Genomic DNA, 25521 nt, shown 5'->3' with positions numbered 1-25521 from the left:
CCCGTCCTTTTGGTTTAAATCCTCAACGGAATGCGGAAATCTGTCCGCTGCTGTCGAGAATATATAGCATGCCACCGGCCACAATAGGCGGTAGCGAGATACCGTTTTTCAGTTCAAACAGCGTTTGGCTGGTTCCGTCCGCAGGCGAAATCGACACAACTTCACCTTCGGTGCTGGCAACAATCAGACGATTGCCGGCCAATATCGGGCCGGTCCAGTTGATCGGATTCTTCTTTTTCTTGTCGTTCTTGAATGCTGACAGCTGGCTCATCCACCGAACCTTGCCGTTCGGCCGGGCGATGCAGAGAAGCTTCGCGTCATCGGTCAAAACGAACACCCATTCACCCGCCACGACCGGTGTCGTGATTCCGGCAATATTCAATTCCCAGATCCGCTGGCCGGTCACCAGTTCATAAGCCGCCATACGGCCACCCTGGCCCAGCGCGAAAACGCGACCGCGGTCGATCACCGGATCGGCGTCGATATCGGACAATGTCGCCACCGAAGTGGTAATGCTGGTCCGCGCGAGTGCATCATTCCAGAGGTTGCGGCCATTTTCATAGCGATAAGCGGTCAGCTCGCCGGAGGAATAACCGGCGATAACCGTACCCTGTCCGGCTGCTGGCGCGGCGACGCCGAAAATTCCGGCCAGACCAAGCGTGCCCGCCTCGTTCCACTGCACCGATCCATCCACCATATTGAGCGCATAAATCTGGTTATCCTGGGTCATCACATAGACATTGCCATTGGAAATCGTCGGCGACCCGCGCAAAGGTCCGGCCGGACGTACTTTCCATATCTGGCTGCCATCTGCAGCGTTCAGCGCGACGACATCGCCAACGCCATTGGTCGCGTAGACGATATTATCAAATACACTGGCTCCACCGCCAAAACGCGACGATTCTCCGTCGCCCTTGACTTCGATCTGGGTCGTCCAGATTTTCGCGCCTGATACGGCGTCAAAAGCATGCACCATGGCTTCGGTATCAATGACAAACAGCCGTCCGCCGGACACTACTGGCGCTGCCGCCAGCCGTTCCCGTTTCGTCGTTCCGCTGATATTGGCGGTCCAGACTTTCGCGAGATTGCCCTCGAGCGCAACATGGCCGATTGATTTGCTCGGATTACCACCCGATTGTGCCCATTCGCTATTGGCGACCGGAGCGGGCAAAATCACAGAAATCGATGCCAGCGCCGGATCAACTTCCGCGCCGCTTTCGCCGCTCAATATCGGCGTGCGCTTGCCTAGTGTCGGCGTGTTTTTCTTGTCTTCACCATCGCCGCCGCCCAAAATGCCGCAGCCGGATAGCAAAGACAGGGCCAGCAGGCCGGTGATCAGTTTCTTACCGGAAATCATTCCTTAGCTTCTCCCTTAGCCGCGCCCGCGTTCGGCGGTGTCGCTTTTTTGTCATCGCCGTCCATTTCCACAGCGTCAATGCCTTCAACGCCCGCCATTTGCAACGCACGCGACCGGATCGTGGCCGGAACGCCTTCGTCTTTCGCCAGCTGGGCGAATAATGGTCCCGCTAGATCGGATTTATTCATGTTCAGATAGGCCAGCGCGACCATTTCGCCAGCGCTGCCGAACCATGGGTTGCCCGGGACCGCCAGCGGCTTCAACCGGTCGACCACCTGTTGTGGTTTCAGCGTATCAAATTCTGCGGCCGTCTGACGAACCAGCGCCAGATCGCGAAACGGCTTCGGCAGGCTCTCGTCCGCAACAAGCTTGCCATAGCCAGCGATGGCTTTTTTGGGGTCATTTTTTTCCAGCGCGATATTGGCCTGCATCAATATTGCCGCAGCCCGGTACCCTTCCTGCTTGGCCTCGGTCAATGGTTCGAGCGCGGTCGCAGCGCCGTCCAGATTATTCTGGCGGACACTGTCGATCGCAGCGACATATTCCTCGCTGCGGAGACCGGAATCCTCATTCTGGCTGTTTTGCCAGAATATCCAGCCGGCCAGCGATCCGAGACCGATGACAAGGGCTGCGACAATCCACAGTCCGTAACGCGCAGCGAAATTCTTCAGCTGGTCCTCGCGCACCGCTTCATCGACTTCGCGCAGAAACACTTGTTCCTGACGATCCGGTTGCTCTTCTGGTGCTTGGTCTTTGTCTTTGGCCAATGTGGCTTCCTCAAATCTGTTTCACGTGCCTGTTTCGCCGATCAGACGAGCGCTCATGGCAATCGGCTGTCCTTTAGCGTCCGCAATAGCAAATGTAAAAGTCTATTGACCATTTCCACAGGCTGAACGGCGGATCGCCCCAAAGTCGGAATTTCCGCTATTTCTTCGGCTGATAGAGCTGGTCCGGCCCGGGAAAGCTGCGCTCGCGGACTTCTCCGGCATATTGTTCGGCCGCCTGATCAATCTGCTCTGCAATATTATGATAGCGTTTTACAAAGCGGGCGGTGCGGTCAAACATGCCGAGCATATCTTCGGTGACCAGTACCTGACCGTCACATTGTGCCGACGCGCCGATGCCGATGGTGATCGCGTCCACCGCCTTGGTCGCTTCGATCGCGATCGGCTCCAGCACGCCTTCAAGCACGATTGCAAAGGCGCCGGCCTTGTCCAGCGCCACCGCGTCGCCGACGATCTTCTTCGCCTCTGCGTCGCTGCGTCCGCGCGCGGCATAGCCGCCCAGCACGTTGATCGCCTGTGGTGTCAGACCGACATGGCCGACCACCGGTATCCCGCGCTGGACCAGGAAAGCGACGGTTTCGGCCATCACTTCGCCGCCCTCGAGCTTGACCGCAGCCGCCCCGGTTTCCTTCAGGATACGGGCTGCACTTTCATAGGCTTTCTCCGGCGAGGCTTCGTAGGAGCCGAACGGCATGTCGACGACGACAACGCTGTGATAGCTGCCCCGGACAACCGCCGCGCCATGGTTGCACATCATGTCGAGGGTCACGGGGATCGTCGAATCGAGACCGTAAATCACCTGCGCCAGCGAATCACCGACCAGCAGCATGTCGCAATGGGCATCGAGCAATTGTGCCGTCCGCGCGGTGTAAGCGGTCAGCATGACCACCGGCTCGGCCGTCACTCCGTCAACCTTGCGGCCCTGGATTTTGGGAACCGACAGACGCCGCATCGGTTGTGGCCGGGGATGCGCGCGGCTGGTGGACGTATCGAGTTTGAAGGTCGTGGACATGGCAAGCCTCAGCAGTGACGTTGAAAGACCGGCCTTGATAAGCGACGATGCAGGATAAGGCCAGCTTCGCGATTATTGCTTGACGGCGGACACCGCCTGCGCCGGATTGTCACTGAACAGGCCATCCACTCCGGCCGCGACATATGCGCGGATTTCACCTGCCAGATCGCCTGCGTCGCGCGGATCGATGCCGCTCTTGAAATCGGTCGGGAGGAAATGGTTCTCGCGGCGGAAGGTCCAGGGATGGACAAGCAGGCCTGCCTTGTGCGCTGCATCCACCAGTCCGGTCGGCTTGCCAAGAAGGCCGACCGCATTGCGGCCGATCACCAGATCTTTGGAAGGCCCGATTCCGTCGGCATAGGTGGCAATTTCTTTCAGGCCATCGGCGGTCAGCATCGATGCGAAGCTCAGGTCGGCACGATCCGGTGGCCCGCCTTCGCTGGCGACCAGCTGCACCAGCCGAATCCCGGTTTTGTCGTTGAGCGCCTGAAGATTGCCAACCTCGAATGACTGGATGAACACCGGATCATCCTGGCCATCATAGCCATATGTCTTCAGCAATTTGAGCATTTGTTCGTCATGGTCGAGCCCGAAAGTCGCGAAATATCCCGGATGTTTGGTCTCGGGATAGACTCCGATTCGCTTGCCGCTCTTCTTTTCATGCTTCTGCAGCAGCTGCAGAATCTCTTCGAAGGTCGGCACCTCATACTGGCCATCATATTGCATATTCGCAGCCCGCAATTCGGGCAACCGTTCTCTGGCGCGCAGCATCTTCAGCTCGGCAAGGGTGAAATCTTCGGTGAACCAGCCGGAATATTCCTGGCCATCAATGGTCTTGCTGGTCCTGCGCGCTGCAAACTCGGGTCTGTCGGCGACATCCGTGGTCTCGCTAATCTCGTTCTCGTGCCGGGCCACCAGCACGCCATCCCTGGTCAGCACCAGATCGGGCTCGATAAAATCCGCGCCTTGCTCGATCGCCAGCTGATAGGCGGCCAGCGTATGTTCCGGCCGTTCGCCGCTGGCACCGCGATGGGCGATAATGACGGGTGGTGCCCCGGTGAGTGTCTTGACGTTCATGGTCGCTTCTCCCGCCTGTTCGCTCTGCGCGCTGCATCCGGCCACGGCCAGTGCGAACATGATCATCAAAGCCTGCCGCGCGCGTACCATCAGCCGACCTCGACGCCTTTCCAGAAGGCGATCCGTCCGGCTATTTCGGCGGCGGCTTCCTTGGGTGCCGGATAATACCAGGCGGCATCCTCATTGGTTTCGCCATCGACAATCAGGCTGTGATAAGACGCATCGCCTTTCCACGGACAGTGGCTGGTGGCGTCGCTGTGCAGCAGATATTTCGACCAGACGGCCTCCCGCGGGAAATAATGATTGCCCTCGACCACCACTATATCGTCGCTTTCCGCGATCACCGTGCCATTCCATTTTGCCTGAACCATTTGCTTGTCCTTTTCCTGATACCAAAAACTGCGGCAGCAACCAGTCATTGATATCCAAACCCCGATAGGTCCGGAATATAACAGTTTGATGCCACAAGCGCTGATAAAATCAGAAATGCCGATCGGCGATACGGCAATCGGGGTATGCGGAGCGAAATGTCGAACAGCGGTCAAGGAAGCCTGTTTCATCCCAATGTCAACGTGCCAGCCCATGGCACAGCTGCATGGAACAGGATCGTCGGCGCTAGCTGTTGCGCGCGGTCAGTCCCACGGCTTCATAATCCGATGCCTTGAATCCGACGACCAGCTCTTCGCCATGTTCCAGCACAGGGCGTTTGATCATGCTGGGATTTTCCATCATCACCATCACCGCAGTATCGTCGCCGATATTTTCCTTCACCATGTCGGGCAATTTGCGGAAAGTGGTGCCGCGCTTGTTGACCAGCGCCTCCCAGCCAACCATCATCACCCACATCTCCAGCTTCTCGCGGGTAATTCCGGATTTCTTGTAATCGTGAAAGACATAGTTGATGCCGTTGCGCTCCATCCAGTTGCGCGCCTTCTTGACGGTGTCGCAATTGGAAATGCCGTACATCTTGGTTTCGTTACTCATGAGTCTGGTCCTGTTTCTGCTGCGCTTCGAGCCAGAGACAGATGTCATTGACCGGACATCTGTCACATTTGGGGTTCCGGGAAGTGCAGATTCGCTTCCCGAGCTGAATTAGCCAGAAATGGCCATCGTGCAAGGCCCAATCGGGACTGCGCGCTTCCAGCTGCTGCGCGGTCTTGTCCGCAGTTTTCGCATCGGTCAAGCCGATTCGGTTGCAGACCCGGTGCACATGGGTGTCCACGGCGATCACATCTGCCCCGAAGGTAAAGCTCATCACGATATCCGCGCATTTCCGGCCGATGCCCGGCATTGAAAGCAGGCCTTCGCGCGTATCGGGCACGATACCGCCATGTTCGGCGAGCAAATGCTGGCAGAATTTCCGGATATTGCGGGTTTTCATATTATAAAGCCCGCAAGGTTTGATGGCTGCGGCAATATCGCGGTCGTCCAGTTCCAGCACCGCTTCCGGCGTTTGCGCGAGTGCGAATAGAGCGCGGGCGGCCCTGGCGGTATTTCGGTCGAGCGACTGGGCCGAGAGCATGCAGGAGATGCAGGACCGGAAGGCATCGGGCTGCCCCTTCGGACCTTTGGCGTCCTTCGTCCGCCCCGGCATGGCTTGAGAGAGACGGCGGTAAACGGTCTCGACCTGCTGATCGCTTATCATAAGGTCCTTCCCGTCTCGCAGTCTGCGCGCACCGGACAGGACGGACAATCGGGTCGTTTCGGGCGGCAAAATGTCTGGGCAAGGCGCTTTCCGAGCAGATGGTGCTCGTCCAGATCTTCCGCCGACCATTCGGGCGGCAACAGCGGCATCAGCTCGTCATATGCCCGCGTCGTATCCGCCTTGACCGGCACCAGCCCCATGCGCTGCACCACCCGCCGGTGACCCGAATCCAGCACCAGCGCTTTGCGATTAAACTGGCTGGTATTCATGATACCGGCGCTGATCTTCCGCGCAATCCCGGGCAAGGTCTCCAGCCAGTCCATTGCTTCAGCCGTCTCCATGGACTCAAGATGATCCAGACTGGCCTTGCCGCGCCGGGCGATAATTTCGTTGAGACAGGCTTTGAGCCGGTCCGCCGCCATCGCCGGAAAAGTGGCGGTTTGCAGACGGGCCTTCAATTCATCGAGGGGAGCTGCTGCGACGCGCTCCCACGACCCATATTCGGCGATCAATCGATCCGCATTGGCATTGGACACGGCGGTTTTCGCGCGCGCGCCGATAACGCCCTGCACCAGGGTCCACACCGGATCGCGGCGCTTGTCGACAGACCGGATCACCCGGCCGAACTGCCCGATCAGCCTGCTGTGCATCCGGCGCAATATTTCCGTGCGATGATCGGGTCCCAGGTCGAGTTGCATCAGCGGAATATGGGCGAGCAACTGGCCAGTAGCAAGACTCCGGCGCCGGCGACCGCCGCCCCTTGCCCGATCAGCCCAGCCTGCGGCCGATGGTCACAACCGGCTGCACCTCATAGCCCAGCGCCTTGTAAAAACCGATGGCGGCTTCATTGTCGTCGCGCACCATCAGCTGGATTTTCGGGGCATTGCGTTCGCGCAGCCAGGCCTCGGCGGCTTCCATCATCTTTTTGCCCAAGCCACGTTTCCGGGCATCCGGAGCGACCGCGAGATAATAGACCCAACCGCGATGGCCGTCGAAACCGGTCAGGACGCTGGCGACCAGCTCAGCTTCACTATGGGCAAGCAATATCACGGACGTTTCATTCGCCACGGCCAGACGATAATCCGCCGCCGGATCGTTCCACGGGCGCGTGAGGCCACAGGCCTTCCAGAGCGCGATGACCTCGTCCATGTCGGCCTCTGTGGCGGCGGAAATCTGCATAGCGATGCTAGGCCTTCACATAGCCTTCCGCCAGCTGGCGGATGTCATGGTCCGGATCATACCATGGCGCGCCATCCGAACGCCAGATATGGGCGTCGGGCCTTTGCGTGATTTCCGTATCGACACAGCCCATCCTGAGCATGATCATATTCGCTGACCGCCGCTCGGCGATCAGTTGCGACCCGCAGCGCGAGCAGAAATAGCGTTCCTTGCCGGGCGACGATTCGAAATGGCTGAGAAGATCCTCTCCGCTCGTCCATTTAAAGGCATCAAATGCGATCGGCATGACGCTGGAAAAGGCGGCGCTATGGGCTTTCCGGCAGGTCTGGCAATGACAGTGCAGGATCAGCCCGGGGTCACAATCCGCTTCATATGTGACCGATCCGCAAAGACAGCTTCCGTAGATCATTTTCACTTCCTTCCGTTCGCCGGATGTCGTCAGATATCGACGATAATCTTGCCGAAATGCTTGCCCGACTCCTGATGACGGAAAGCATCTCCAAGATCGGCGAGCGGGAAGGATTTGTCCAGTATCGGCTTCAGGCCATTGGCCTCGATTGCAGCGATCATGTCCTGCTGCTGCGCCCGGCTGCCCACGGTCAGACCCTGCACGCGCAGGTTCTTCGCCATCAGCAGTGCCGTCTGCACGGGACCGGAAAAACCGGTCAGCACGCCGATCAGCGCGACATGGCCACCGATGCGCGTCGCCATCATCGACTGGTCGAGCGTACCCGGCCCGCCGATTTCGACGACGCAATCGACGCCCTTGCCGCCGGTCAGCTCGAGCACCTTCGGCCCCCATGCTTCGACTTCCTTGTAATTGATCAGATGGTCAGCGCCGAGTTCCTTCAGCCGCTTCAGCTTGTCATTGGACGAAGACGTCGCGATCACCGTCGCGCCAGCCGCCTTGGCAAATTGCAGCGCGAAGATCGAGACACCACCAGTGCCCTGCACCAGCACCGTGTCGCCCGGCTTCACGCAGCCATCGACGAACAGGGCCCGCCAAGCGGTCAGACCGGCGCAGGTCAGGGTCGCTGCTTCGGCGGCGCTATAGCCCTCGGGTGCCCTGGTCCACGCCGTCGCCAGACTGACCGCCTGCTCGACCGCATAGCCGTCAATGCCATCGCCGGGCACGCGCTTGAAACCGCCTTCGGGCGGCGCACCGTCGATCCATTCGGGGAAGAAGGTCGAGACCACCAGATCGCCCACCGCAAAATCGCTGACGCCCTCGCCCACGGCGGTGACCTCGCCCGCCCCATCGGACATCGGGATGCGGTTTTCGCCGGTAGGGATCATCCCCTTGACCACCGCATAATCATGATAGTTGAGGCTGGACGCCCGCAACCGCACCGCGATTTCGCCGGGGCCGGGCGCTACGGGTTCCGGCAGGTCGACCAGCTTGAGATTGTCGAGCGATGCGGGGGCGTGGAGTTGGATGGCTTTCATGGCGGGTCTCTCCTGATTTTAATTGTTCAATTAAACTAAAGCTTAATAGGGAGGCTGCGGATGTCAACAAATCCTGCATCAAGCCAAGCATCTTGACAATTGGTCACTTAGGTGTCATTTTGACACCATGGCAAAGACGATCAAAATTGACGACGAACTCATGGAAGTTATCGGCCGCGAGGCCGAGATGATGAGCCGCTCCTTGGCTGGACAGGTCCGCCACTGGGTGCGGATCGGGATGAGCATCGAGAAATCCCGTTTCTTCGACCAGTCGCGGGTGGTCGAGGCATTGAGCGGCAAACTGGCCCCCGACGCGCTGACCGCTGGCGAACAGGAAGCCTATATCGACGGCCTGTTTGACGCCGCGCGCTCCGGCACGGTCGAGCAGGACAAATTCTTCGCCGCACGCAAGGCCGAGGGTCTCGGCGTCGGCCTGCGCGACGGCAAGATTAGCCGGGAAAGCGATCCCGCCAACTGATGGCCATCGTCGCCGGCCGCCCGACCCTGTTCCTGATCGCCGGGCCGAACGGCGCCGGCAAATCGACCTTTTACGACACCGTGCTGGCACCGCGTATCGCCGCGCCGTTCATCAACGCCGATATCATCCAGCGCGACGAGCTTAAAGACCCCTCGCCCAAAGCCTCCTACCGCGCCGCGGAAATAGCCGAGCAGCGACGCCGCGACCATATGGCGGCCGGCCAGTCCTTCGTTATGGAAACGGTATTCTCGCATCCCTCGAAACTCGAACTATTGCAGGACGCCCGCGATGCCGGATATCGCATCATTGTGTTCCATTTGGTTCTGGCTTCCGCTGACTTGGCCGTCGCCCGCGTTGCCGCGCGCATCGACGAAGGTGGCCACCCCGTGCCGGAAAGCAAAATCCGCCAGCGGTTTGATCGCAACGCTCCCCTGATCCGCCAAGCCGCGTTGCTCGCCGACCGGGCGATGATCTTTGATGCCTCGGCCCTAAACGAGCGGCCGGTGATGTTGCTGGAGCTAGCGCAAGGACAGGTGGCGCGGCGGGCTGGTGAGGTTCCGGATTGGTTTGAGGGGCTTTACGGGGATTTGGTTTGAGGCTGTCGACGGACCGAGGCACTCACAAACTTCGGTGATTGGCTCAGCGGCTCCTCGCGTCGCCGAATAAATCGGACAAACAGCCCCCGGCTGTTTGCTCTTTCCGATTTATTCCCACTCGATCGTCCCCGGCGGCTTACTGGTATAATCGTAAACCACCCGGTTGATCCCCTTCACCTCATTGACGATCCGCGTCGATACGCGGGTCAGGAAGCTGGCGTCAAAGGGGTAGACGTCGGCGGTCATCCCGTCGGTGCTGGTGACGGCGCGCAGGCCGCAAACGTTGTCGTAGGTGCGCTGGTCGCCCATCACGCCGACGGTCTTGACCGGGAGCAATACGGCAAAGGCTTGCCAGATCGCGTCATAGAGTCCGGCGTTACGGATTTCCTCGAGATAGATGGCGTCGGCCTTGCGCAATATGTCGCAGCGCTCCTTGGTCACTTCGCCGGGAATACGGATCGCTAGGCCCGGGCCGGGGAACGGGTGCCGACCGACGAACTGATCGTTCAGTCCAAGCTCGCGCCCGAGATCGCGTACTTCGTCCTTGAACAATTCGCGCAGCGGTTCGACCAGCTTCATGTTCATACGTTCCGGAAGCCCGCCGACATTATGGTGCGACTTGATCGTGACGCTCGGCCCGCCGGTGAACGAGACGCTCTCGATCACATCGGGATAGAGCGTGCCCTGCGCCAGAAAATCCGCACCGCCAACACGGGCCGATTCCTCGTCAAACACCTCGATAAATTCGCCGCCGATGAATTTGCGTTTCTTTTCGGGGTCGGAGACACCGGCAAGGCCAGCCATGAAGCGCGCCTCGGCATCAACCACCACCAGCGGTATATTATAATGGTCGCGGAACAGCGTCTCGACCTGCTCGCGCTCGTTCATTCGCAGCAGGCCATGGTCAACAAAGACGCAAGTCAGCTGGTCGCCGATCGCTTCGTGGATCAGGATCGCCGCCACCGAGCTGTCGACGCCGCCGGACAGACCGCAGATGACTTTCTTGTCGCCGACCTGCTCGCGGATCTCGGCGATCTTGGCATCCTTATATTCCGCCATCGTCCAGTCGCCGGCACAGCCACAAACATGCCGCACGAAATTGGCGATCATCTTTCCGCCGTCTGGCGTGTGAACGACCTCGGGGTGAAACTGGGTGCCATAATAGCGCCGCTCGTCATCGGCGATCAGCGCGAAAGGCGCGCCTTCGGTGGTCGCGACAATCCGGAAGCCGGGCGCAAATTCGGTGACCTTGTCGCCGTGGCTCATCCACACCTGATGCTTGTCGCCGACCTTCCACAGGCCGTCGAACAGCACGCATTCTTCGCTTATCTCGATAAAGGCCCGGCCGAATTCGCCGCCAAATTCACCGCCGGCACCCGATTCCACCGTGCCACCGAGCTGGTGGGTCATCACCTGCTGGCCATAGCAGATGCCCAGGATCGGCAGGCCGCTTTCAAAAATCACATCCGGCGCGCGCGGGCTGCCTTCGTCGGGCACTCCGGCGGGTGAACCGGACAGGATGATCCCCTTGGGTTTCAGCCGGTGAAAGGCCTCCTCCGCGGTATTGAACGGAGCAATCTCCGAATAGACTCCCGCCTCGCGCACCCGGCGGGCGATAAGCTGCGTGACCTGAGAGCCGAAATCGACGATCAGGATGGTTTCTTCATGGGCTATGGACATGGCTTAGCCGCTTAGTGGGCCACCCCATTCGAGTCTAGTGCCTTTGTCTCTTGCCGCCGCAAAATCCGGCCCGGCTCAGGCGGTGGCAAGCTCGCCGAGAAAGACCGCCAATATCACACCGATTGCGGTCGCGACGCCGGCCATATGATGGTCCTCCTTATAGGCCTTGGGAAAAACCTCGGTTGCGAGCGAGGCGACCACGGCACCGGCAGCGAAACAGCGGGTCGCGGCCAGCACATGCGGCGAGACGCCTTCCAGCGCGAAATATCCGATGATCGCTGCGGCGGATAATATCAGAGCGGTCAATGCCCACAGTCCCAGCGTCTTGCCTCTGGACAGCCCGTTGCCGACCATCTGCTTGGCGCCTCCCGCGGCTTCGGGAAGATTGGACAGCAGGATCGATCCAGCCAGCGCCGCCACTTCCACCGGTGCCGCCCCGATCAGCGCCACCCCGAGCGCCAGATTTTCCGGCACACCGTCGAGCGTGATCGCGGCCAGCAAACCGCCGCCGCCTTCCGCTCCCCATTTTTCATCGATCCAGTAATCGACGCCAGAAAATACAGCCGCTCCGGCAGCCACCGAGCCCAGCCCGACCCACAGATTGCTCTGCTCGACGGCTGGCTGGATCATCTCGCTGACCAGCGAAACAACCAGCGCGCCACCGGCCAGTGCAATGACAAAGCCTTCGGTCTTGCTCGATATCTTTCCGTAAACGCCCCAGAGCGCGCCCGCGATCAGCGCCGCCGAAACCACCACCACGACAAGAAAGGTCATCAACATGAGGCGATAACGTCCGTTCGCAAACTAGGTTGCCTCGACCATATCCCGCAACGCGGTTTTCAATATCTTGCCGATATGGCTGCGCGGCAGTTCGTCGATCAGCCGCAGTTCCGAAACCCGCTGGGTCTTGCCGAGATTGGCATTGGTTGCTGCCTTCAGCGCTTCCAGGTCCAGCGTCACGCCAGGCTCGGCGACGACAAAACCGACCGGCGTCTCGCCCCATTGCCGCGAGGCGACGCCGATTACAGCGGCATCAGCGACACCCGGCTGCGCCATTAGCGCTTCCTCCAGATCGCGCGGATAGATATTGAAACCGCCCGAGATGATCATGTCCTTGGTCCGGCCCATCAAGGTGATGAAACCATCCTCGTCGACCTTGCCGATATCGCCCATCCGCTGCCAGCGGTCGCCATTTTCGTCATACCAGCTGGCTTCCTCGGTCTTCTCCGGCTGGTTCTTGTAGCCCGACATCATCGTCTGCGACCGTCCGACCAGCTCGCCCATTTCACCCGCGGGCAACCGGTTGAGCTCTTCGTCCACCGTGATCACTTCGCTACCGCCCCAGGCAATACCGACCGTGTGCAATTTGTCCGGATGCTCGTGGCACAGCAACAGGCAGACCACACCGCCCTCGGTCATCGAGTAAATCTCGATCAGACCGCCCGGCATGCGTTTCAGAACCTCCGCCTTCAGCTCCGCCGAGAATGGCGCGCTGGTGCAATATTTATGAGTCATGGCGCTCAGATCGAAATCGTCAAACCCCTCATAATCCATCAGGCGCTGATATTGCACCGGCACCAGCATCGTATGGCTAGCGCGATGCTCCTGCGCCAGTTCCAGCCAGCGCTGGCAATCGAACTTGCCCATCATCACTAGCGTCCCGCCATAGGCAATGGTCGGGGTGAAAAGCGCCAGCGTCGTGTTCGAATAGAGCGGCGTCGACAGCAATGTGACCTGACCGGGCTGACCATAGCCGGTCGCCTCTCCGACAGCCGCATGATACCAGCGCATCTGGCGGCTGTGGACAATACCCTTGGGCGTGCCGGTGGTGCCGCTGGAATAGATGATATTATAAGGGTCTTTCGGACCGACGCCGGGATCGGCGGGCGTCGCACCCTCGCCTGCCATCCAGTCCATGATCATCGGCGCATCGTCAATGGCCTGATCGAGCATGACATGTTTGAGCGGCGGCAAAGCCTCTCCGCTCTCCAGCAGTTCGGCCCGCTTCACGCTGTCGATAAACAGATGCATCGCACCACTGTCGCGCATCATGTTCGCCAGCTGCGTCGGTGTCGCCGAGGTGGTCAGTGGCGCTGCACAACCGCCAGCGACAATCGCACCGAGATAGGCCAGCGCATAGCGCACCGTCGTCGTCCCCAGAATCGCAACCGCCTGCCCCTTCTGCAGCCCGTCCGCCTGCAACTGCGCCGCAATCCGGTTAACCTGCGCAGCGGTCTCCACCCAGTTCAGTTTCTCCACGCTGTCATCCAGCGCGATCCGGTCGGGCTGGTTGACCGCATGGGCGTTTATAAGGTCAGCGAGCTGGCCGAACGGCTGCTCGAGATAGCGGGCGGGGTCTATATGTTTCATCAAGCGATTAATTCCGCATATCGGCCTGAGATGCAATCGCTTTCGGCGCGGTTTGTTCTTTTGAACAGGTGGAGACAATTTTCACGCGAAGACGCTAAGGCGCTAAGGGTGATGGTTATTGACGATGCGTTTGAGACCTAGTTGGAATGTCGACGCACCGAAATTCAACGGTGCGGCCAGATCATCGTCATTGCGAGGAGCGCAGCGACGCGGCAATCCAGAGCGTCTCACCCCAATCATCAGCGCCTGCCGCCCTGGTTTGCCATGCTGCGCTCGCAATGACGCCCCTTGCACAAGTGTAAAACACACACCTTCACTGCCCCAATCACTGACCTCTTCGCGCCTTAGCGTCTTCGCGTGATAAAACTACCCCGCCACCAGCACCACATAAGTGCTCTCGACCCAGCCGCTCTTGCACGGGCCGTCATAATTGCGCTTGGCGCGCACGGGAGAGGAGACGCCGCAATCTACAGCAGTGCCCGCATCACCTTCCGCTGCCGCCGGATCGGCGGCCTTGTCATAGACAATGCCAAGCCATTGCTGGTCGATACTGCGGGTGCAGATATGGATGGTCTGGCCAGCCGAGAGGCTGTCGATTTTTTCTGCTGCGTCGAAGGGCGCGCTCAGCACCGGCAACGAGCCGCTGACATGGCGGCCGACTTCGCCGGTCGACTGGCAGGCGTCAAAACGCGGCCCGCCTTCACCGATGCGCACCGGCTTGGCCGATGGCCCGGTCTCGACCCGTTCGCTCCGGCCGGTCGGATTGTCGAGATAGGCGCTGCTTTCGGGCAGGTCCTCGCTGACCTTGGAAGAGTCGGAGCAGCCGATGGTGGCCAGACATAATAAGGAAACGGCGAGCAGGGTGTTGTTCATGACGGAGGTTTAGCGCAAAAACGGGGCCTTTGGGAAGCTGCGAATAAATTGGGCAAGGATAGTCTCGGGGCCGTGCCGGTCGCAGTCGAGGCAATGGCCGTTTATATCTGGTGCGCGACGCATATTGCCCTACCGTTCGTGCTGAGCCTGTCGAAGCACCTGCACGGTCTCCAGCGTCCTTCGACAGGCTCAGGACGAACGGCACGCGACCGGGCTGCTGAGAATGCAACACAAACGTGATGGCGAGCGCTCCCTCACAGCACAATCTGGGTCTGCGTCACCACCGCCACCAGCGTCCCGTCTTCCAGCGTGATCTTCGTCTGCCAGACCGACTGGCGCCGGCCGGTCTTGAACGGAGTCGCCTCGCCATAGACGATGGAACCTTCCGGTGCCGCATTGAGGAAATTGGTCTTGCTTTCCGAGGTCGTGGTCCCGTTCGATCCCTCGGGCAGATTGGCAAAGCCGCCGAACGCGCCGAGCACATCGGCAAAGGTCATCACCGCGCCGCCGTGAATGCTGGGACTGCCGCGCCCGTTTCCTGCGGTGCAGATTTCCGGTCGCACCAGCATTTCGCCGCGCACCACGTCCTTGCCCATCTTGGTAATCGTGATGCCCATGGTTTTGGCAAAGGGCACCATATCGGCCGGATTGGTCATTACTTGATTCCTTTTCGATCTATTTGGCGCAAAAACGCTGATAAACGTGCTGTTTTGCACAAAGGCGCGACGGTACAAAGGGCTTTTGGCGAAAGACCTGCAGGCGCTTGCCTGCCCCTCGTTTTTCACCCCTATCCATTTTGATAATCACGGCTTTGCGGGAGAATTGCGCCTGTAAACCGAAACCAATATAAATGGTTGATTTAGAAGGGTTTTAATATCGGAAAATCCTACATTTTCCTTGGGTTTGCCGGCTCCAGCGGCTATGGTCCCGCCATGAGTGACATTAGCAAAAACGAAACGCCGGAAGATGCTTCCAAATCTTCCAATCAAAACGAATATGGTGCAGATTCTATCAAGGTTCTCAAGGGCCTGGATGCAGTTCGCAAGCGCCCCGGCATGTATATCGGCGACACCGATGACGGCAGCGGCCTCCATCACATGGTCTTCGAGGTATCGGATAACGCGATCGACGAAGCCCTCGCCGGCCACTGCGACCTGATCCTGATCACGCTCAACGCCGACGGCAGTGTCTCGGTCGAGGACAATGGTCGCGGTATTCCGACCGGAATGCACACCGAAGAAGGCGTGTCGGCAGCCGAGGTCATCATGACCCAGCTCCACGCCGGCGGAAAGTTCGAGAATACCTCCGACGACAATGCCTACAAGGTCTCCGGCGGCCTCCACGGCGTCGGCGTGTCGGTGGTCAACGCCTTGTCGGAATGGCTGGAACTCGATATCTGGCGCGACGGCAAAGAGCATAATATGCGTTTCGAATTTGGCGATGCCGTAAGGCCGCTCAAGGTCGTTGGCGATGCTCCGGCAGCGGACAACAAGACCGGCTTCAAGAAGGGGACGAAAGTCACCTTTTTCCCGTCTCCCGCGACCTTCAAGATCACCGAATTCGATTTCGAGAAACTCGAGCACCGCTACCGCGAGCTCGCCTTCCTCAACAGCGGCGTCCACATCATCCTGCGCGACGCGCGGCATGAAGAGGCGAAGGAAATCGACCTTTATTACGAAGGCGGAATCGCAGCGTTCGTTCAATATCTCGACCGCAACAAGACTCCGCTGGTGCCCGAGCCGATCGCGATTCACGGCGACCGCGACGATGTCATCATCGACGTCGCGCTCGAGTGGAACGACAGCTATTATGAAAATGTTCTCTGCTTCACCAACAACATCCCGCAGCGTGATGGCGGCACCCATCTGGCGGCTTTCCGGTCGGCGCTGACCCGGACATTGAACAATTATGCCGAAAGCTCCGGCGCGCTGAAGAAAGAAAAGGTCAAGCTGACCGGCGACGACATGCGCGAAGGCCTGAGCGCGATTGTCTCGGTCAAATTGCCCGATCCCAAATTCGGTTCACAGACCAAGGACAAGCTGGTCTCCTCCGAAGTGCGCCAGCCGCTGGAAAGCCTGATGGCCGACAAGCTCGCCGAATGGCTTGAAGAAAATCCGCAGAACGCCGCGATGGTGATCCAGAAGGTCATCGACGCCGCTGCTGCCCGCGAAGCTGCCAAGAAGGCCCGCGAACTGACCCGGCGCAAAGGCGCGATGGATATCGCTTCACTGCCCGGCAAGCTGGCCGATTGCCGCGAAAAAGACGCAAGCAAATGCGAACTCTTCCTGGTGGAAGGGGACTCCGCTGGCGGGTCGGCCAAACAGGGCCGCGACAGCATGTATCAGGCGATCCTGCCGCTGAAGGGCAAGATTCTCAACGTCGAACGCGCCCGCTTTGACCGGATGCTCTCGTCCAAGGAAGTCGGCACGCTGATCCAGGCGATGGGCACCGGCATTGGCCGCGACGATTTCAATCTGGAAAAGCTGCGTTATCACAAGATCGTCATCATGACCGATGCTGACGTCGACGGCGCGCATATCCGTACCTTGCTGCTGACCTTCTTCTATCGCCAGATGCCGGAAATCATATTGAACGGCCATCTCTACATCGCCCAGCCACCGCTTTACAAAGTCGGCAAGGGCAAGAGCGAAGTCTATCTGAAAGATGACAATGCGCTCGACCAATATCTGGTCGAAGCCGGCCTGAACGGCATGATCCTGCAAACCGGCGAAGGCGCGCGAAGCGGCGAAGATCTGCGCGGACTGATCGAACATGCCCGGAGAATGCGCAGCCTGATGACTTATGTGCCGCGGCGCTATGACAGCACGATTGTTGAGGGCATGGCCCTCACCGGCGCCCTCAATCCCGATCACGGCCATGCCGAACGGCAAGCCGCAGTCGATGCGACGGCTGCCTGGATGGACAAGGTTGACGAGGAAGGCCGCTGGTCTGGCCAGGTTTCGGAAGAAGGCGGCTATCTGTTCCAGCGTTTCTGGCGCGGCGTTACCGATCACCATATCATCGAAGCCAAATTTCTCGAAAGCGCCGAAGGCCGCAAGCTCCACCGCCTCGCGTCGGAAGAAACCGCCACCTATGGCAGCGGCAGCCGGCTGGTCAAATCGGCCGCTGGTGAGAACGATAGCAGCGATGATGCCGGTGTCGGGTCAGAAGGCACGCTAATCACCCGTCCTTCCGAACTGCTCGAAACGGTGATGGCAGCGGGCCGCAAGGGTCTCGCGATTTCCCGCTATAAAGGTCTAGGCGAAATGAACGCCGAACAGCTTTGGGAAACGACGCTCGACCCCGAAGTGCGCTCGTTGCTTCAGGTAACCGTCGAACAGGCCGATGTGACCGATGATATCTTCACCAAGCTGATGGGCGAAGTGGTTGAACCACGGCGCGAGTTCATCGTCGACAATGCGCTGAACGTCGCCAATCTGGACGTTTAGTGTCGCTAGGCCTTTAGGCCATATGGCGAGAAAGCATTCCGATGGTTAAATGTCTGCTGCAATGATAGCGAGACAGACATGACGCACAGCTTCGACAACGAGCATGGCCGATGAGCGGCGTCATCGTATGGTATGACGGCGCCTGCCCTCTGTGCATCCGGGAAATCGCCCTGATGCGCAGGCTGGACCGGCGCGAGGCTATCACCTTCGTCGACATATCGACGCCCGCGACATCCTGCCCGCTCGACCGGCAGTTGATGCTCGATCGCTTTCACGCTTCGGAAGACGGGCAGATATTGTCCGGCGCAGCGGCATTTGCCGCCATGTGGCGTGCTATCCCGGTCATGCTGCCACTTGGCCAGCTCGCCCGCATTCCGGGCGTGCTGCCGATCCTTGAAGCCCTGTACAAACAGTTCCTCAAGGTCCGGCCGCACATCCAGAAGCGGTTCAAGCCGATAGACTAATATCAGGAAGCGGCGGCGACGGCCCCCATCATCAGTTCCTGATCCTTGCGGGTCGGATTACCGCGCAGGCACAGCCCGCCATTGACCTGCAAATTCTCGCCGGTCATGAAACATTCGTCACTGGCAAGGAATACGGCAGCGGCAGCGATGTCGTCGCTCGTGCCGATGCGGCCAAGCGGATAACGTGCTTCAAAAGACTCCACCAGTCCCGGCACCTGATCAACACCCGCTGTCATTGGCGTACGCGTCAGGCCGGGGGAAATGCTGTTTGCCCGGATTCCGCGTTCGCCAAATTCATGAGCGACACAGCGGATGATATGATCCGTGGCCGCTTTCGTGCCCATATAGGCGGCATGGTCGTTGAGCATGATCGTCGCGGTGGCCGAACTGATCTGGATGATCGATCCGCCATTTTCCATCGCCTTGATCATTTCCTGATAGAATTGAAACGGTCCTACCAGCTGCAACGCCGACATCGTTTCCAGCTCTTCCTTGGTGTTTTCCAGGAAGGGCTTCAGAAAACCCAGACCGGTAGCATTGATCGCGATATCGACGCCGCCCATCTTGCTCCTGGCTGCGTCAGCAAGAGCCTTGATATCGGCTTCACTGGTAAGATCACAAAGCGCATAATGGCCGCCAAGCTCTTCGGCGAAGCGTTTCAGTTCGTCTTCCTTGCGCCCTGCAACCAGCACGTCAGCACCTTCGTCGTGCAGGCGCTTGGCAATCACCTGCCCCATATTGCCTTTACCGGCAGCACCAAGAATTACCGCTTTTTTTCCTTCTAGACGTCCCATGAAATCCGCTCCTTTTATAGATTTTCAGTATCTTCTAACGTTCTACCGGTGACCGATGCCACTCTCATAATGGCTATCGATTACCGGCCAAAAAAAGGCCGGGCACAGCAAGCTGTCCCGGCCAGATCAGATCAACGGGAGGTCGATCAGAATTTAAATGCAGCTTCGACAAAGACTTGACGGCCGCGGTTTTGGGTCCAGACTTCATCATCACCCACGCCTGGCTCAAGAAACGGACGACCTGCGCTGGTGTTGACCCAGATTTCGTCGGTCAGGTTGACGCCGACCAGCGACAATTTCCATTTGCCGTCCGGATCACCAACAGAAATCGAACCGTCAATCGACACATAGCTGTCCTGTACGGTGTCGGATGCTGAATCTTCGTTGGTGAAATAGGATCCGCTATATTGCAGATTGCCGTTCAGGCCCAATTCCAGCGCATCACCCATCGGTACGGTCCAGTCAAATGCCGCATTTGCTGCAAATTTTGGTGCACGCGCCGCAGACCGGCCATTAATGTCTTCACCCGATGTTGTTACAAATGGAGCGGTAAATTCTGCATCCGTATAAGCGATCGAACCCGAAAGGTTCAGCCCCTCAACCGGTGTACGCCATCCCCATTCGACATCGACACCCTGCGTGGTAAGCTGGCTGGCGTTAAAGGTCTGGAACTGTACCGCTGCGGCATCGAAATTCTGCACCTGAAGATCATCAAATACATAATAAAAGACCGAAGTGTTCAAGGTGACGGTGCGATCGGCAAACTGTGCCTTAACACCGATTTCGCCACCAATTCCCGTTTCGGAATCAAATTTCAACGCATCTGCAACGGCCTGACGGACAGCGGGATCCGGATCGTTAAATCCGAGCAGGCTGTTGGATGGCAACGCACTATTATCAATGCCGCCCGATTTGAAGCCGGTCTTGAACGAAGCGTAGATATTGATATCCGGCGTTGCCTGATATTTGATCGATGCTTCCGGCGAGAAATTGGAGTCCGAGAATTCAATCGGCCCCGAGAAAAAGCCGCTGCTGATAAAGGCTGGCGTCGCAGACAGGAATGAATGAACATAAGGAACACTGATTGTCGAAATCTTGCTTTCGTCGGTCCAACGCACGCCACCGGACAGCTGCAACCGGTCGGTCAGATCCAGAGTCGCGCTGGCAAAGAACGATAGCGCTTCGGTTTTGGTATTCTGCTTCTTATACCAGTCATAGGTAAAGCCGGTGACCGGATCAGGCGCTACGAACGAGATGTTCACACCCTGTTGCGATGTATTGAAATCGATATCGCGGGTTTCGTAGAATGCACCCAGCATGAAATTGAACATGCCGTCAAAATCACTCGTGATGCGCAATTCCTGGGTAAATTGCTCGGTCTTGTTTACCGGGTCACTGCAACCTGCGTTACCGGCAACGCCGGGTGCAAGTGCGCCGGTATAAGCATAACAATCAGTATCGACTGAATCGAGGCTGAGGTAGCCGGATACCGAAGACAATGTCAGCGTCTCGCTCAGATCAAGGTCCCATTTCAATCGGCCAAAGAAAATGTCGGTTTTGCCAAATGGAATGCCATTTTCAAAACTCGTATTGTCGCCACCCGAGCCGGTTGGAACATTGCTAACCAATGCTGCGGCACCGTCTGACATGCCGTAAAGACCGTCAGTAGCATTGCAATTCGCATTGGATGGAATGACGAGACCGCCTTGCAGCAAATATACCGGATCGGCGACGCCATTTGCACCACAGCTGATATCGGTATGGGAATCGGCGCCATCACTTCTGTTTCTGACGTAATTCAGTTTCAGATTTGCGTTGAAATTGTCAACCGGATCCCATTGCAGGGTTGCGCGACCGACAAAATTGCTCAGTCCGCGGCTGTCTCTGAAACTGCCATCGGGATTGAACGCCGGTGTGCCGGGTTGGACTTTCACATAGTCTTCAATATCCTGATACTGTCCCGCTACGCGGATGCCGAGCGTGTCTGAGAGTGGTCCGGAAATATGCCCGCCGAAGGTATAACCTTTTTCTTCAAATTCGTAGGAAGCCTTGCCAGCCATTTCCCATTCCCGTGTCGGGTTGGCGGAACGGATAGCGAAAACACCGGCGGACGCACTTTTACCAAAGAACAGCGATTGCGGTCCTTTGAGAATATCGATCTGCTCCACATCAAAAAAACCGGCCTGGACGATCCGCATGGTGCTGACCTGAACGCCGTCAAAATCAAACGCCACAGCAGAGTCAAATGATGCGGAGATATTGGAAGAACCGACACCTCTCAAGCTGATCTGGCCACCGGAACCGGAACCACCAACCTGGACGTTGAGAGCGGGAACGCGGCTCACGACATCCGCAATTTCGTTAACCTGATATTTTTCCAGCGTGTCTCCACCGATCGCGGTCACGGTCACGGGGACCTCTTGCAAGGATTCAGTCTGCTTGCGAGCAATCACGGTAATGACATTGCTATCATCATATTCGACACCGTCCTGCGCATAGGCTGGAGCTGCGATACCGGCAAAAGCCAGACTCGCTGCCGTACCCATCAACAGTCCCCGAACGGAATTGCGGGGCAACATTTTATCAAGACGTGTTGAATATGTATTCATTAGAACCTCCAAAAAAAATACCTCAGCTATGAACCTGAGGTACATCCAAAATTGACAGCTTTATCCGTGCCGCCTTATTTCCCAGCGACTAGCAGGTCGGTCGGCCTCTGCTACTGTCACTTTCGCTATTTGATACCCACCCGTATTACCAAAAATGACAGGCCGGGATCAGCTTGCGCTGCCCCGGCCCGATTTCATCAACGGAAGGTTGATCAGAACTTGAAAGCGGCTTCCACAAACACCTGACGGCCACGATTTTGTGTGACCACGAGATCGTCACCAACGCCTGGTTCAAGGAACGGACGACCGCCACTGGTATTGATCCAGATTTCGTCGGTCAGGTTGACGCCGACCAGCGACAATTTCCATTTGCCGTCAGGATCACCAACGGAAATAGAACCATCGATAGAAACATAGCTGTCCTGCTTCAGATCCGCTGCGGAATCTTCATTGGTGAAATAGGCTCCGCTATATTGCAGGTTGCCGTTCAAACCCAGCTCCAAGGCATCTGACATCGGTATCGACCAATCGAAGGCTGCATTGGCGGCGAATTTAGGTGCGCGTGCCGCTCTCCGACCGTCGATATCCTCACCCGAGGTAGTCACAAACGGTGCGGTGAATTTGGCATCCGTATAGGCGAGCGAACCAGAAAGATTCAGCCCGTCGACCGGCGTACGCCATCCCCATTCAACATCGACACCCTTGCTGGTCAACTGGCTGGCGTTGAAGGTCTGGAACTGAACCGTCGCGGCGTCGAAATTCTGAACCTGCAGATCGTCGAACACATAATAGAACACTGAGGTATTCAATGTTACTGTCCGGTCTGCGAACTGCGCCTTGACGCCAACTTCGCCGCCCAGGCCGGTTTCGGATTTGAATTTAAGCGCATCGGCAACTGCCTGACGGACGGCCGGATCCGGGTCGTTGAAACCCAGCAAACTGTTCGATGGCAACGCACTATTATCAATACCACCCGATTTGAAACCTGTCTTGAAGGCACCATAGATATTGATATCCGGCGTGGCCTGATATTTCAGAGAGACTTCTGGCGAGAAATTGGAGTCCTTAAATGTAATCGGACCCGAGAAGAAGCCGCTGTTTATAAATGCCGGCGTCGACGACAGGAATGTATGAACATAAGGAACACTGATTCTCGAGACTTTCTTCTCGTCGGTCCAGCGAACGCCGCCTGACAGTTCCAGTTGCTCCGTCAGATCCAGTGTAGCACTGGCAAAAAACGATAGCGCCTCTGTTTTGGTATTCTGCTTCTTGAACCAGTCGTAAGTGTTTCCGGTTACCGGGTCGGGTGCCACGAACGAGATGTTCACGCCCTGTTGCGAGGTGTTGAAATCAATATCACGATCTTCGTAAAATGCCCCCACCATGAAATTGAACATTCCGTCAAAATCGCTGGAAATACGGAGTTCCTGCGTGAACTGCTCCGTCTTGTTCTGCGGGTCACTACAGCCGGCATTGGCGGGCACGGTTGGAGAAAATTGCCCGACATAGGCATAGCAATCGGTATCGACTGCATCGAGACTCAGATAGCCGGAAACCGATGAAAGTGTCAGCGTATCGGTAAGATCGAGATCCCATTTCAGTCTTCCAAAAAAGATATCCGTTTCGCCATATGGGACGCCATTTTGAAAGCGGGGATTCCCGGCTGATCCGTCAGGAACCTTGGTTGTCAAAGCCGCAGCGCCGTCTGAATGATGGTAAAGACCGTCTCTGTCGTTACAGTCAGCGTTTGAAGGAATGACCAGGCCACCTGACAGCAGATATACAGAGTCGGCCACGCCATTTGCACCGCAATTGATATCGGAATGGCCTACAGCACCATCGTTTTTGTTTTTGACATAGTTCAATTTCAAATTGGCGCTAAATTTATCCGCAGGATCCCATTGGAGGGTGACACGACCAAAGAAATTCTCGAGGCCTCTTGAATCCCTGATGCTGCCATCCGGATTGAAAGCCGCCGTTCCAGGCGCCAGCTTTACATAATCTTCGATGTCCTGATATTGTGCTGCGACACGAATACCAAGCGTGTCACTGATCGGGCCGGAAATATGGCCACCGATAGTATAGCCTTTTTCTTCAAATTCGTAGGAAGCCTTGCCAGCCATTTCCCATTCCTGGGTCGGGTTGGCCGAACGAATGGCAAACACACCAGCCGAGGCGCTCTTGCCGAAAAACAGGGATTGCGGACCCTTGAGAACATCTATTTGCTGAACGTCAAAAAAGCCTGCCTGAACCATCCGCATCGTGCTGACCTGAACGCCGTCAAAATCGAACGCGACGGCAGAGTCAAATGATGCCGAAATATTGGAAGAACCAACACCACGCAAACTGATCTGGCCACCGGAACCGGAACCGCCGACCTGGACGTTGAGAGCCGGAACGCGGCTCACGACATCGGCGATTTCGTTCACCTGATATTTTTCCAGCGTGTCTCCACCGATCGCGGTCACGGTCACGGGGACCTCTTGCAAGGATTCAGTTTGCTTTCGCGCAATCACTGTGATTATCGTGGCTTCATTGATTTCATCTGAATCTTGAGCCGCTGCAGGCGAGGCAAGACCAGCGAACGCCAAGCTAGCGACGGACCCCAATAAAAAGGATCTTGCGGTCTTACTTTTCAAGGCGGATTTGTTGCGTGAAGAATGTCTGGTCATTGATCTCTCCCAAATTGGCCTGACATATTTAGCCAGTGCCTAGCTTAAAATTCCGACGGTTTGCTCCGCCTTGTTATTAATTTATCTTAAGCGTGACTTTCTGCTGGCTCTGCTAGCCAATTTGATAGCAAATATGAGAAACTGTGTTTTTTGCGCAACATTTGTTCATTTTTGACCGACAATCGGCGTTGGTGCTAACCAAAATAGGAATTGCGCGAGCCGGGAAGCAACCGCTTATAGGCCTGTAATAGTCGATCACGGGAGAATAATAGATGAGTCGCCTCAACGGAAAAATTGCAATCATCACCGGAGCCGGCTCCGGCTTGGGCAAAGCAATTAGCGAAACATTTGCTGCAGAAGGCGCTCGGGTCGTACTGACCGACATTGATATGGAGGCTGTCACAAAAGTCGCCGATGCGATTGGCGCCAATGCGATCGCCCTGCAACAGGATGTCGTCGAAGAACAGCGCTGGGATGAAATATTCTCGGCAACGATCGACGCTTTTGGAACGCCTCACATTCTGGTCAACAACGCCGGGCTGGTGATTCCCGGAACGATCGAGGATTGTACGCTCGACCTGTTCCGCAGGCATACGTCAATCATGCTAGACGGCGTTTTTCTGGGATGCCGCGCTGCGGTCAGGGCGATGAAAGCCAACGACCAGCCGAGCTCGATCATCAACCTCAGTTCGATGGCGGCCTTGCAGGGCTATTCCCCGTTTGTCGCCTATAGCGCCGCAAAGGGCGGTGTGCGGTCGATGACCAAATCCGTGGCGCTGCATTGCAAGGAACAGGATTATCCCATCCGCTGCAACAGCCTGCATCCCGCCGGTATCGACACGCCCATGGTGCGGCAGGAAGCCGTCGGCGCGGGTGGCGGGGAAACACCGGCAACTGGGATGATAAAAATCGGTGATCTGGGTCACCCCAATGATGTCGCGGCTTTATGCGTCTATCTGGCGAGCGATGAATCGCGCTTCATGACCGCCGGTGAATATCCGGTCGACAATGGCGTGCTCTACAAGCCAGCCTGAT

General features: G+C 57.6%; 24 protein-coding genes. 5 read left to right on the top strand and 19 right to left on the bottom strand.

Annotation, left to right across the window (positions count from 1 at the left end; all coding sequences use genetic code 11):
- Positions 1–22: 22 nt before the first annotated feature.
- The 11 genes from AACZ86_RS02540 to AACZ86_RS02490 all read right to left on the bottom strand — a co-directional run bounded on the left by AACZ86_RS02540 (position 23) and on the right by AACZ86_RS02490 (position 8501).
- Positions 23–1357: a PQQ-binding-like beta-propeller repeat protein gene (locus tag AACZ86_RS02540; RefSeq protein ID WP_339689116.1), complete on the bottom strand. Its 1335-nt coding sequence runs from the start codon at positions 1355–1357 to the stop codon at positions 23–25.
- Entirely contained in the window at positions 1354–2124 is a 771-nt protein-coding gene (locus AACZ86_RS02535) for a tetratricopeptide repeat protein (protein WP_339689115.1), read from the bottom strand. Before AACZ86_RS02535 ends, AACZ86_RS02540 begins: the two co-directional genes overlap by 4 nt.
- A gap of 157 nt (positions 2125–2281) precedes the next feature.
- Complete coding sequence (gene panB, locus AACZ86_RS02530; protein WP_339689113.1) at positions 2282–3154, bottom strand: 3-methyl-2-oxobutanoate hydroxymethyltransferase; 873 nt, start codon at positions 3152–3154, stop codon at positions 2282–2284.
- A 72-nt stretch (positions 3155–3226) separates the two neighbouring features.
- Positions 3227–4231, bottom strand: coding sequence for a glycerophosphodiester phosphodiesterase (locus AACZ86_RS02525; protein WP_339689374.1), 1005 nt, complete (start codon positions 4229–4231; stop codon positions 3227–3229).
- A gap of 89 nt (positions 4232–4320) precedes the next feature.
- Entirely contained in the window at positions 4321–4602 is a 282-nt protein-coding gene (locus AACZ86_RS02520) for a DUF427 domain-containing protein (protein ID WP_339689111.1), read from the bottom strand.
- Positions 4603–4846: 244 nt separating this feature from the next.
- Entirely contained in the window at positions 4847–5215 is a 369-nt protein-coding gene (locus tag AACZ86_RS02515; protein ID WP_339689110.1) for an ArsC family reductase, read from the bottom strand.
- A complete protein-coding gene (gene nth, locus AACZ86_RS02510; protein ID WP_339689109.1) occupies positions 5208–5876 on the bottom strand; it encodes an endonuclease III in 669 nt (222 codons plus the stop codon). Before nth ends, AACZ86_RS02515 begins: the two co-directional genes overlap by 8 nt.
- Positions 5873–6574, bottom strand: a complete 702-nt coding sequence (locus AACZ86_RS02505) for an endonuclease III (RefSeq protein WP_339689107.1) — start codon at positions 6572–6574, stop codon at positions 5873–5875. Before AACZ86_RS02505 ends, nth begins: the two co-directional genes overlap by 4 nt.
- Before the next feature lie 70 nt (positions 6575–6644).
- Entirely contained in the window at positions 6645–7055 is a 411-nt protein-coding gene (locus tag AACZ86_RS02500; protein ID WP_339689105.1) for a GNAT family acetyltransferase, read from the bottom strand.
- 7 nt (positions 7056–7062) lie between these two features.
- Positions 7063–7464 carry a GFA family protein gene (locus AACZ86_RS02495; RefSeq protein ID WP_339689103.1) on the bottom strand — a complete coding sequence of 134 codons (402 nt, stop codon included), beginning with the start codon at positions 7462–7464 and terminating at the stop codon, positions 7063–7065.
- A gap of 29 nt (positions 7465–7493) precedes the next feature.
- Positions 7494–8501 (bottom strand): NAD(P)-dependent alcohol dehydrogenase, encoded by a 1008-nt coding sequence (locus AACZ86_RS02490; protein ID WP_339689102.1) that lies wholly within the window; start codon positions 8499–8501, stop codon positions 7494–7496.
- A gap of 127 nt (positions 8502–8628) precedes the next feature.
- On the opposite strand from AACZ86_RS02490, the gene AACZ86_RS02485 reads away from it, so the two are divergent.
- Positions 8629–8979, top strand: a complete 351-nt coding sequence (locus AACZ86_RS02485; RefSeq protein ID WP_339689100.1) for a hypothetical protein — start codon at positions 8629–8631, stop codon at positions 8977–8979.
- Complete coding sequence (locus AACZ86_RS02480; RefSeq protein ID WP_339689099.1) at positions 8979–9575, top strand: zeta toxin family protein; 597 nt, start codon at positions 8979–8981, stop codon at positions 9573–9575. Before AACZ86_RS02485 ends, AACZ86_RS02480 begins: the two co-directional genes overlap by 1 nt.
- A gap of 108 nt (positions 9576–9683) precedes the next feature.
- On the opposite strand, the gene guaA is transcribed toward AACZ86_RS02480, so the two are convergent.
- The 5 genes from guaA to AACZ86_RS02455 all read right to left on the bottom strand — a co-directional run bounded on the left by guaA (position 9684) and on the right by AACZ86_RS02455 (position 15154).
- Positions 9684–11255, bottom strand: coding sequence for a glutamine-hydrolyzing GMP synthase (guaA, locus tag AACZ86_RS02475; RefSeq protein WP_339689097.1), 1572 nt, complete (start codon positions 11253–11255; stop codon positions 9684–9686).
- A gap of 75 nt (positions 11256–11330) precedes the next feature.
- Complete coding sequence (locus AACZ86_RS02470; protein WP_339689096.1) at positions 11331–12035, bottom strand: zinc transporter; 705 nt, start codon at positions 12033–12035, stop codon at positions 11331–11333.
- 24 nt (positions 12036–12059) lie between these two features.
- Complete coding sequence (locus AACZ86_RS02465) at positions 12060–13625, bottom strand: class I adenylate-forming enzyme family protein (protein ID WP_339689095.1); 1566 nt, start codon at positions 13623–13625, stop codon at positions 12060–12062.
- A gap of 366 nt (positions 13626–13991) precedes the next feature.
- Positions 13992–14498 carry a hypothetical protein gene (locus AACZ86_RS02460; RefSeq protein WP_339689094.1) on the bottom strand — a complete coding sequence of 169 codons (507 nt, stop codon included), beginning with the start codon at positions 14496–14498 and terminating at the stop codon, positions 13992–13994.
- A gap of 254 nt (positions 14499–14752) precedes the next feature.
- Entirely contained in the window at positions 14753–15154 is a 402-nt protein-coding gene (locus AACZ86_RS02455; RefSeq protein WP_339689093.1) for a PaaI family thioesterase, read from the bottom strand.
- Between the two features lie 276 nt (positions 15155–15430).
- Here AACZ86_RS02455 and gyrB point away from each other — a divergent pair, with 276 nt between their 5' ends.
- Both gyrB and AACZ86_RS02445 read left to right on the top strand, forming a co-directional pair.
- Complete coding sequence (gyrB, locus tag AACZ86_RS02450; RefSeq protein WP_339689091.1) at positions 15431–17947, top strand: DNA topoisomerase (ATP-hydrolyzing) subunit B; 2517 nt, start codon at positions 15431–15433, stop codon at positions 17945–17947.
- 110 nt (positions 17948–18057) lie between these two features.
- Entirely contained in the window at positions 18058–18411 is a 354-nt protein-coding gene (locus tag AACZ86_RS02445) for a DUF393 domain-containing protein (protein WP_339689090.1), read from the top strand.
- Positions 18412–18413: 2 nt separating this feature from the next.
- Here AACZ86_RS02445 and AACZ86_RS02440 read toward each other — a convergent pair whose 3' ends face one another.
- The 3 genes from AACZ86_RS02440 to AACZ86_RS02430 form a co-directional block, all read right to left on the bottom strand.
- The gene (locus AACZ86_RS02440) at positions 18414–19205 is read right to left on the bottom strand and encodes an SDR family oxidoreductase (protein WP_339689089.1); all 792 of its coding nucleotides are present in this window, start codon (positions 19203–19205) and stop codon (positions 18414–18416) included.
- A gap of 146 nt (positions 19206–19351) precedes the next feature.
- Entirely contained in the window at positions 19352–21814 is a 2463-nt protein-coding gene (locus tag AACZ86_RS02435; RefSeq protein ID WP_339689088.1) for a TonB-dependent receptor, read from the bottom strand.
- A gap of 212 nt (positions 21815–22026) precedes the next feature.
- Complete coding sequence (locus AACZ86_RS02430; RefSeq protein ID WP_339689087.1) at positions 22027–24486, bottom strand: TonB-dependent receptor; 2460 nt, start codon at positions 24484–24486, stop codon at positions 22027–22029.
- A 272-nt stretch (positions 24487–24758) separates the two neighbouring features.
- Between AACZ86_RS02430 and AACZ86_RS02425 the strand changes: the two genes are divergently transcribed.
- On the top strand, positions 24759–25520 hold the full coding sequence (locus AACZ86_RS02425) for an SDR family oxidoreductase (protein ID WP_339689086.1): 762 nt from the start codon (positions 24759–24761) through the stop codon (positions 25518–25520).
- The last annotated feature ends 1 nt before the right edge of the window (position 25521 follow it).

The sequence above is a fragment of the uncultured Parasphingorhabdus sp. genome (genome assembly GCF_963975735.1).
GTDB lineage: Bacteria > Pseudomonadota > Alphaproteobacteria > Sphingomonadales > Sphingomonadaceae > Parasphingorhabdus.
Note: the sequence above shows the minus strand (reverse complement) of the source record. Positions and strands in the feature narration are given on the sequence as shown.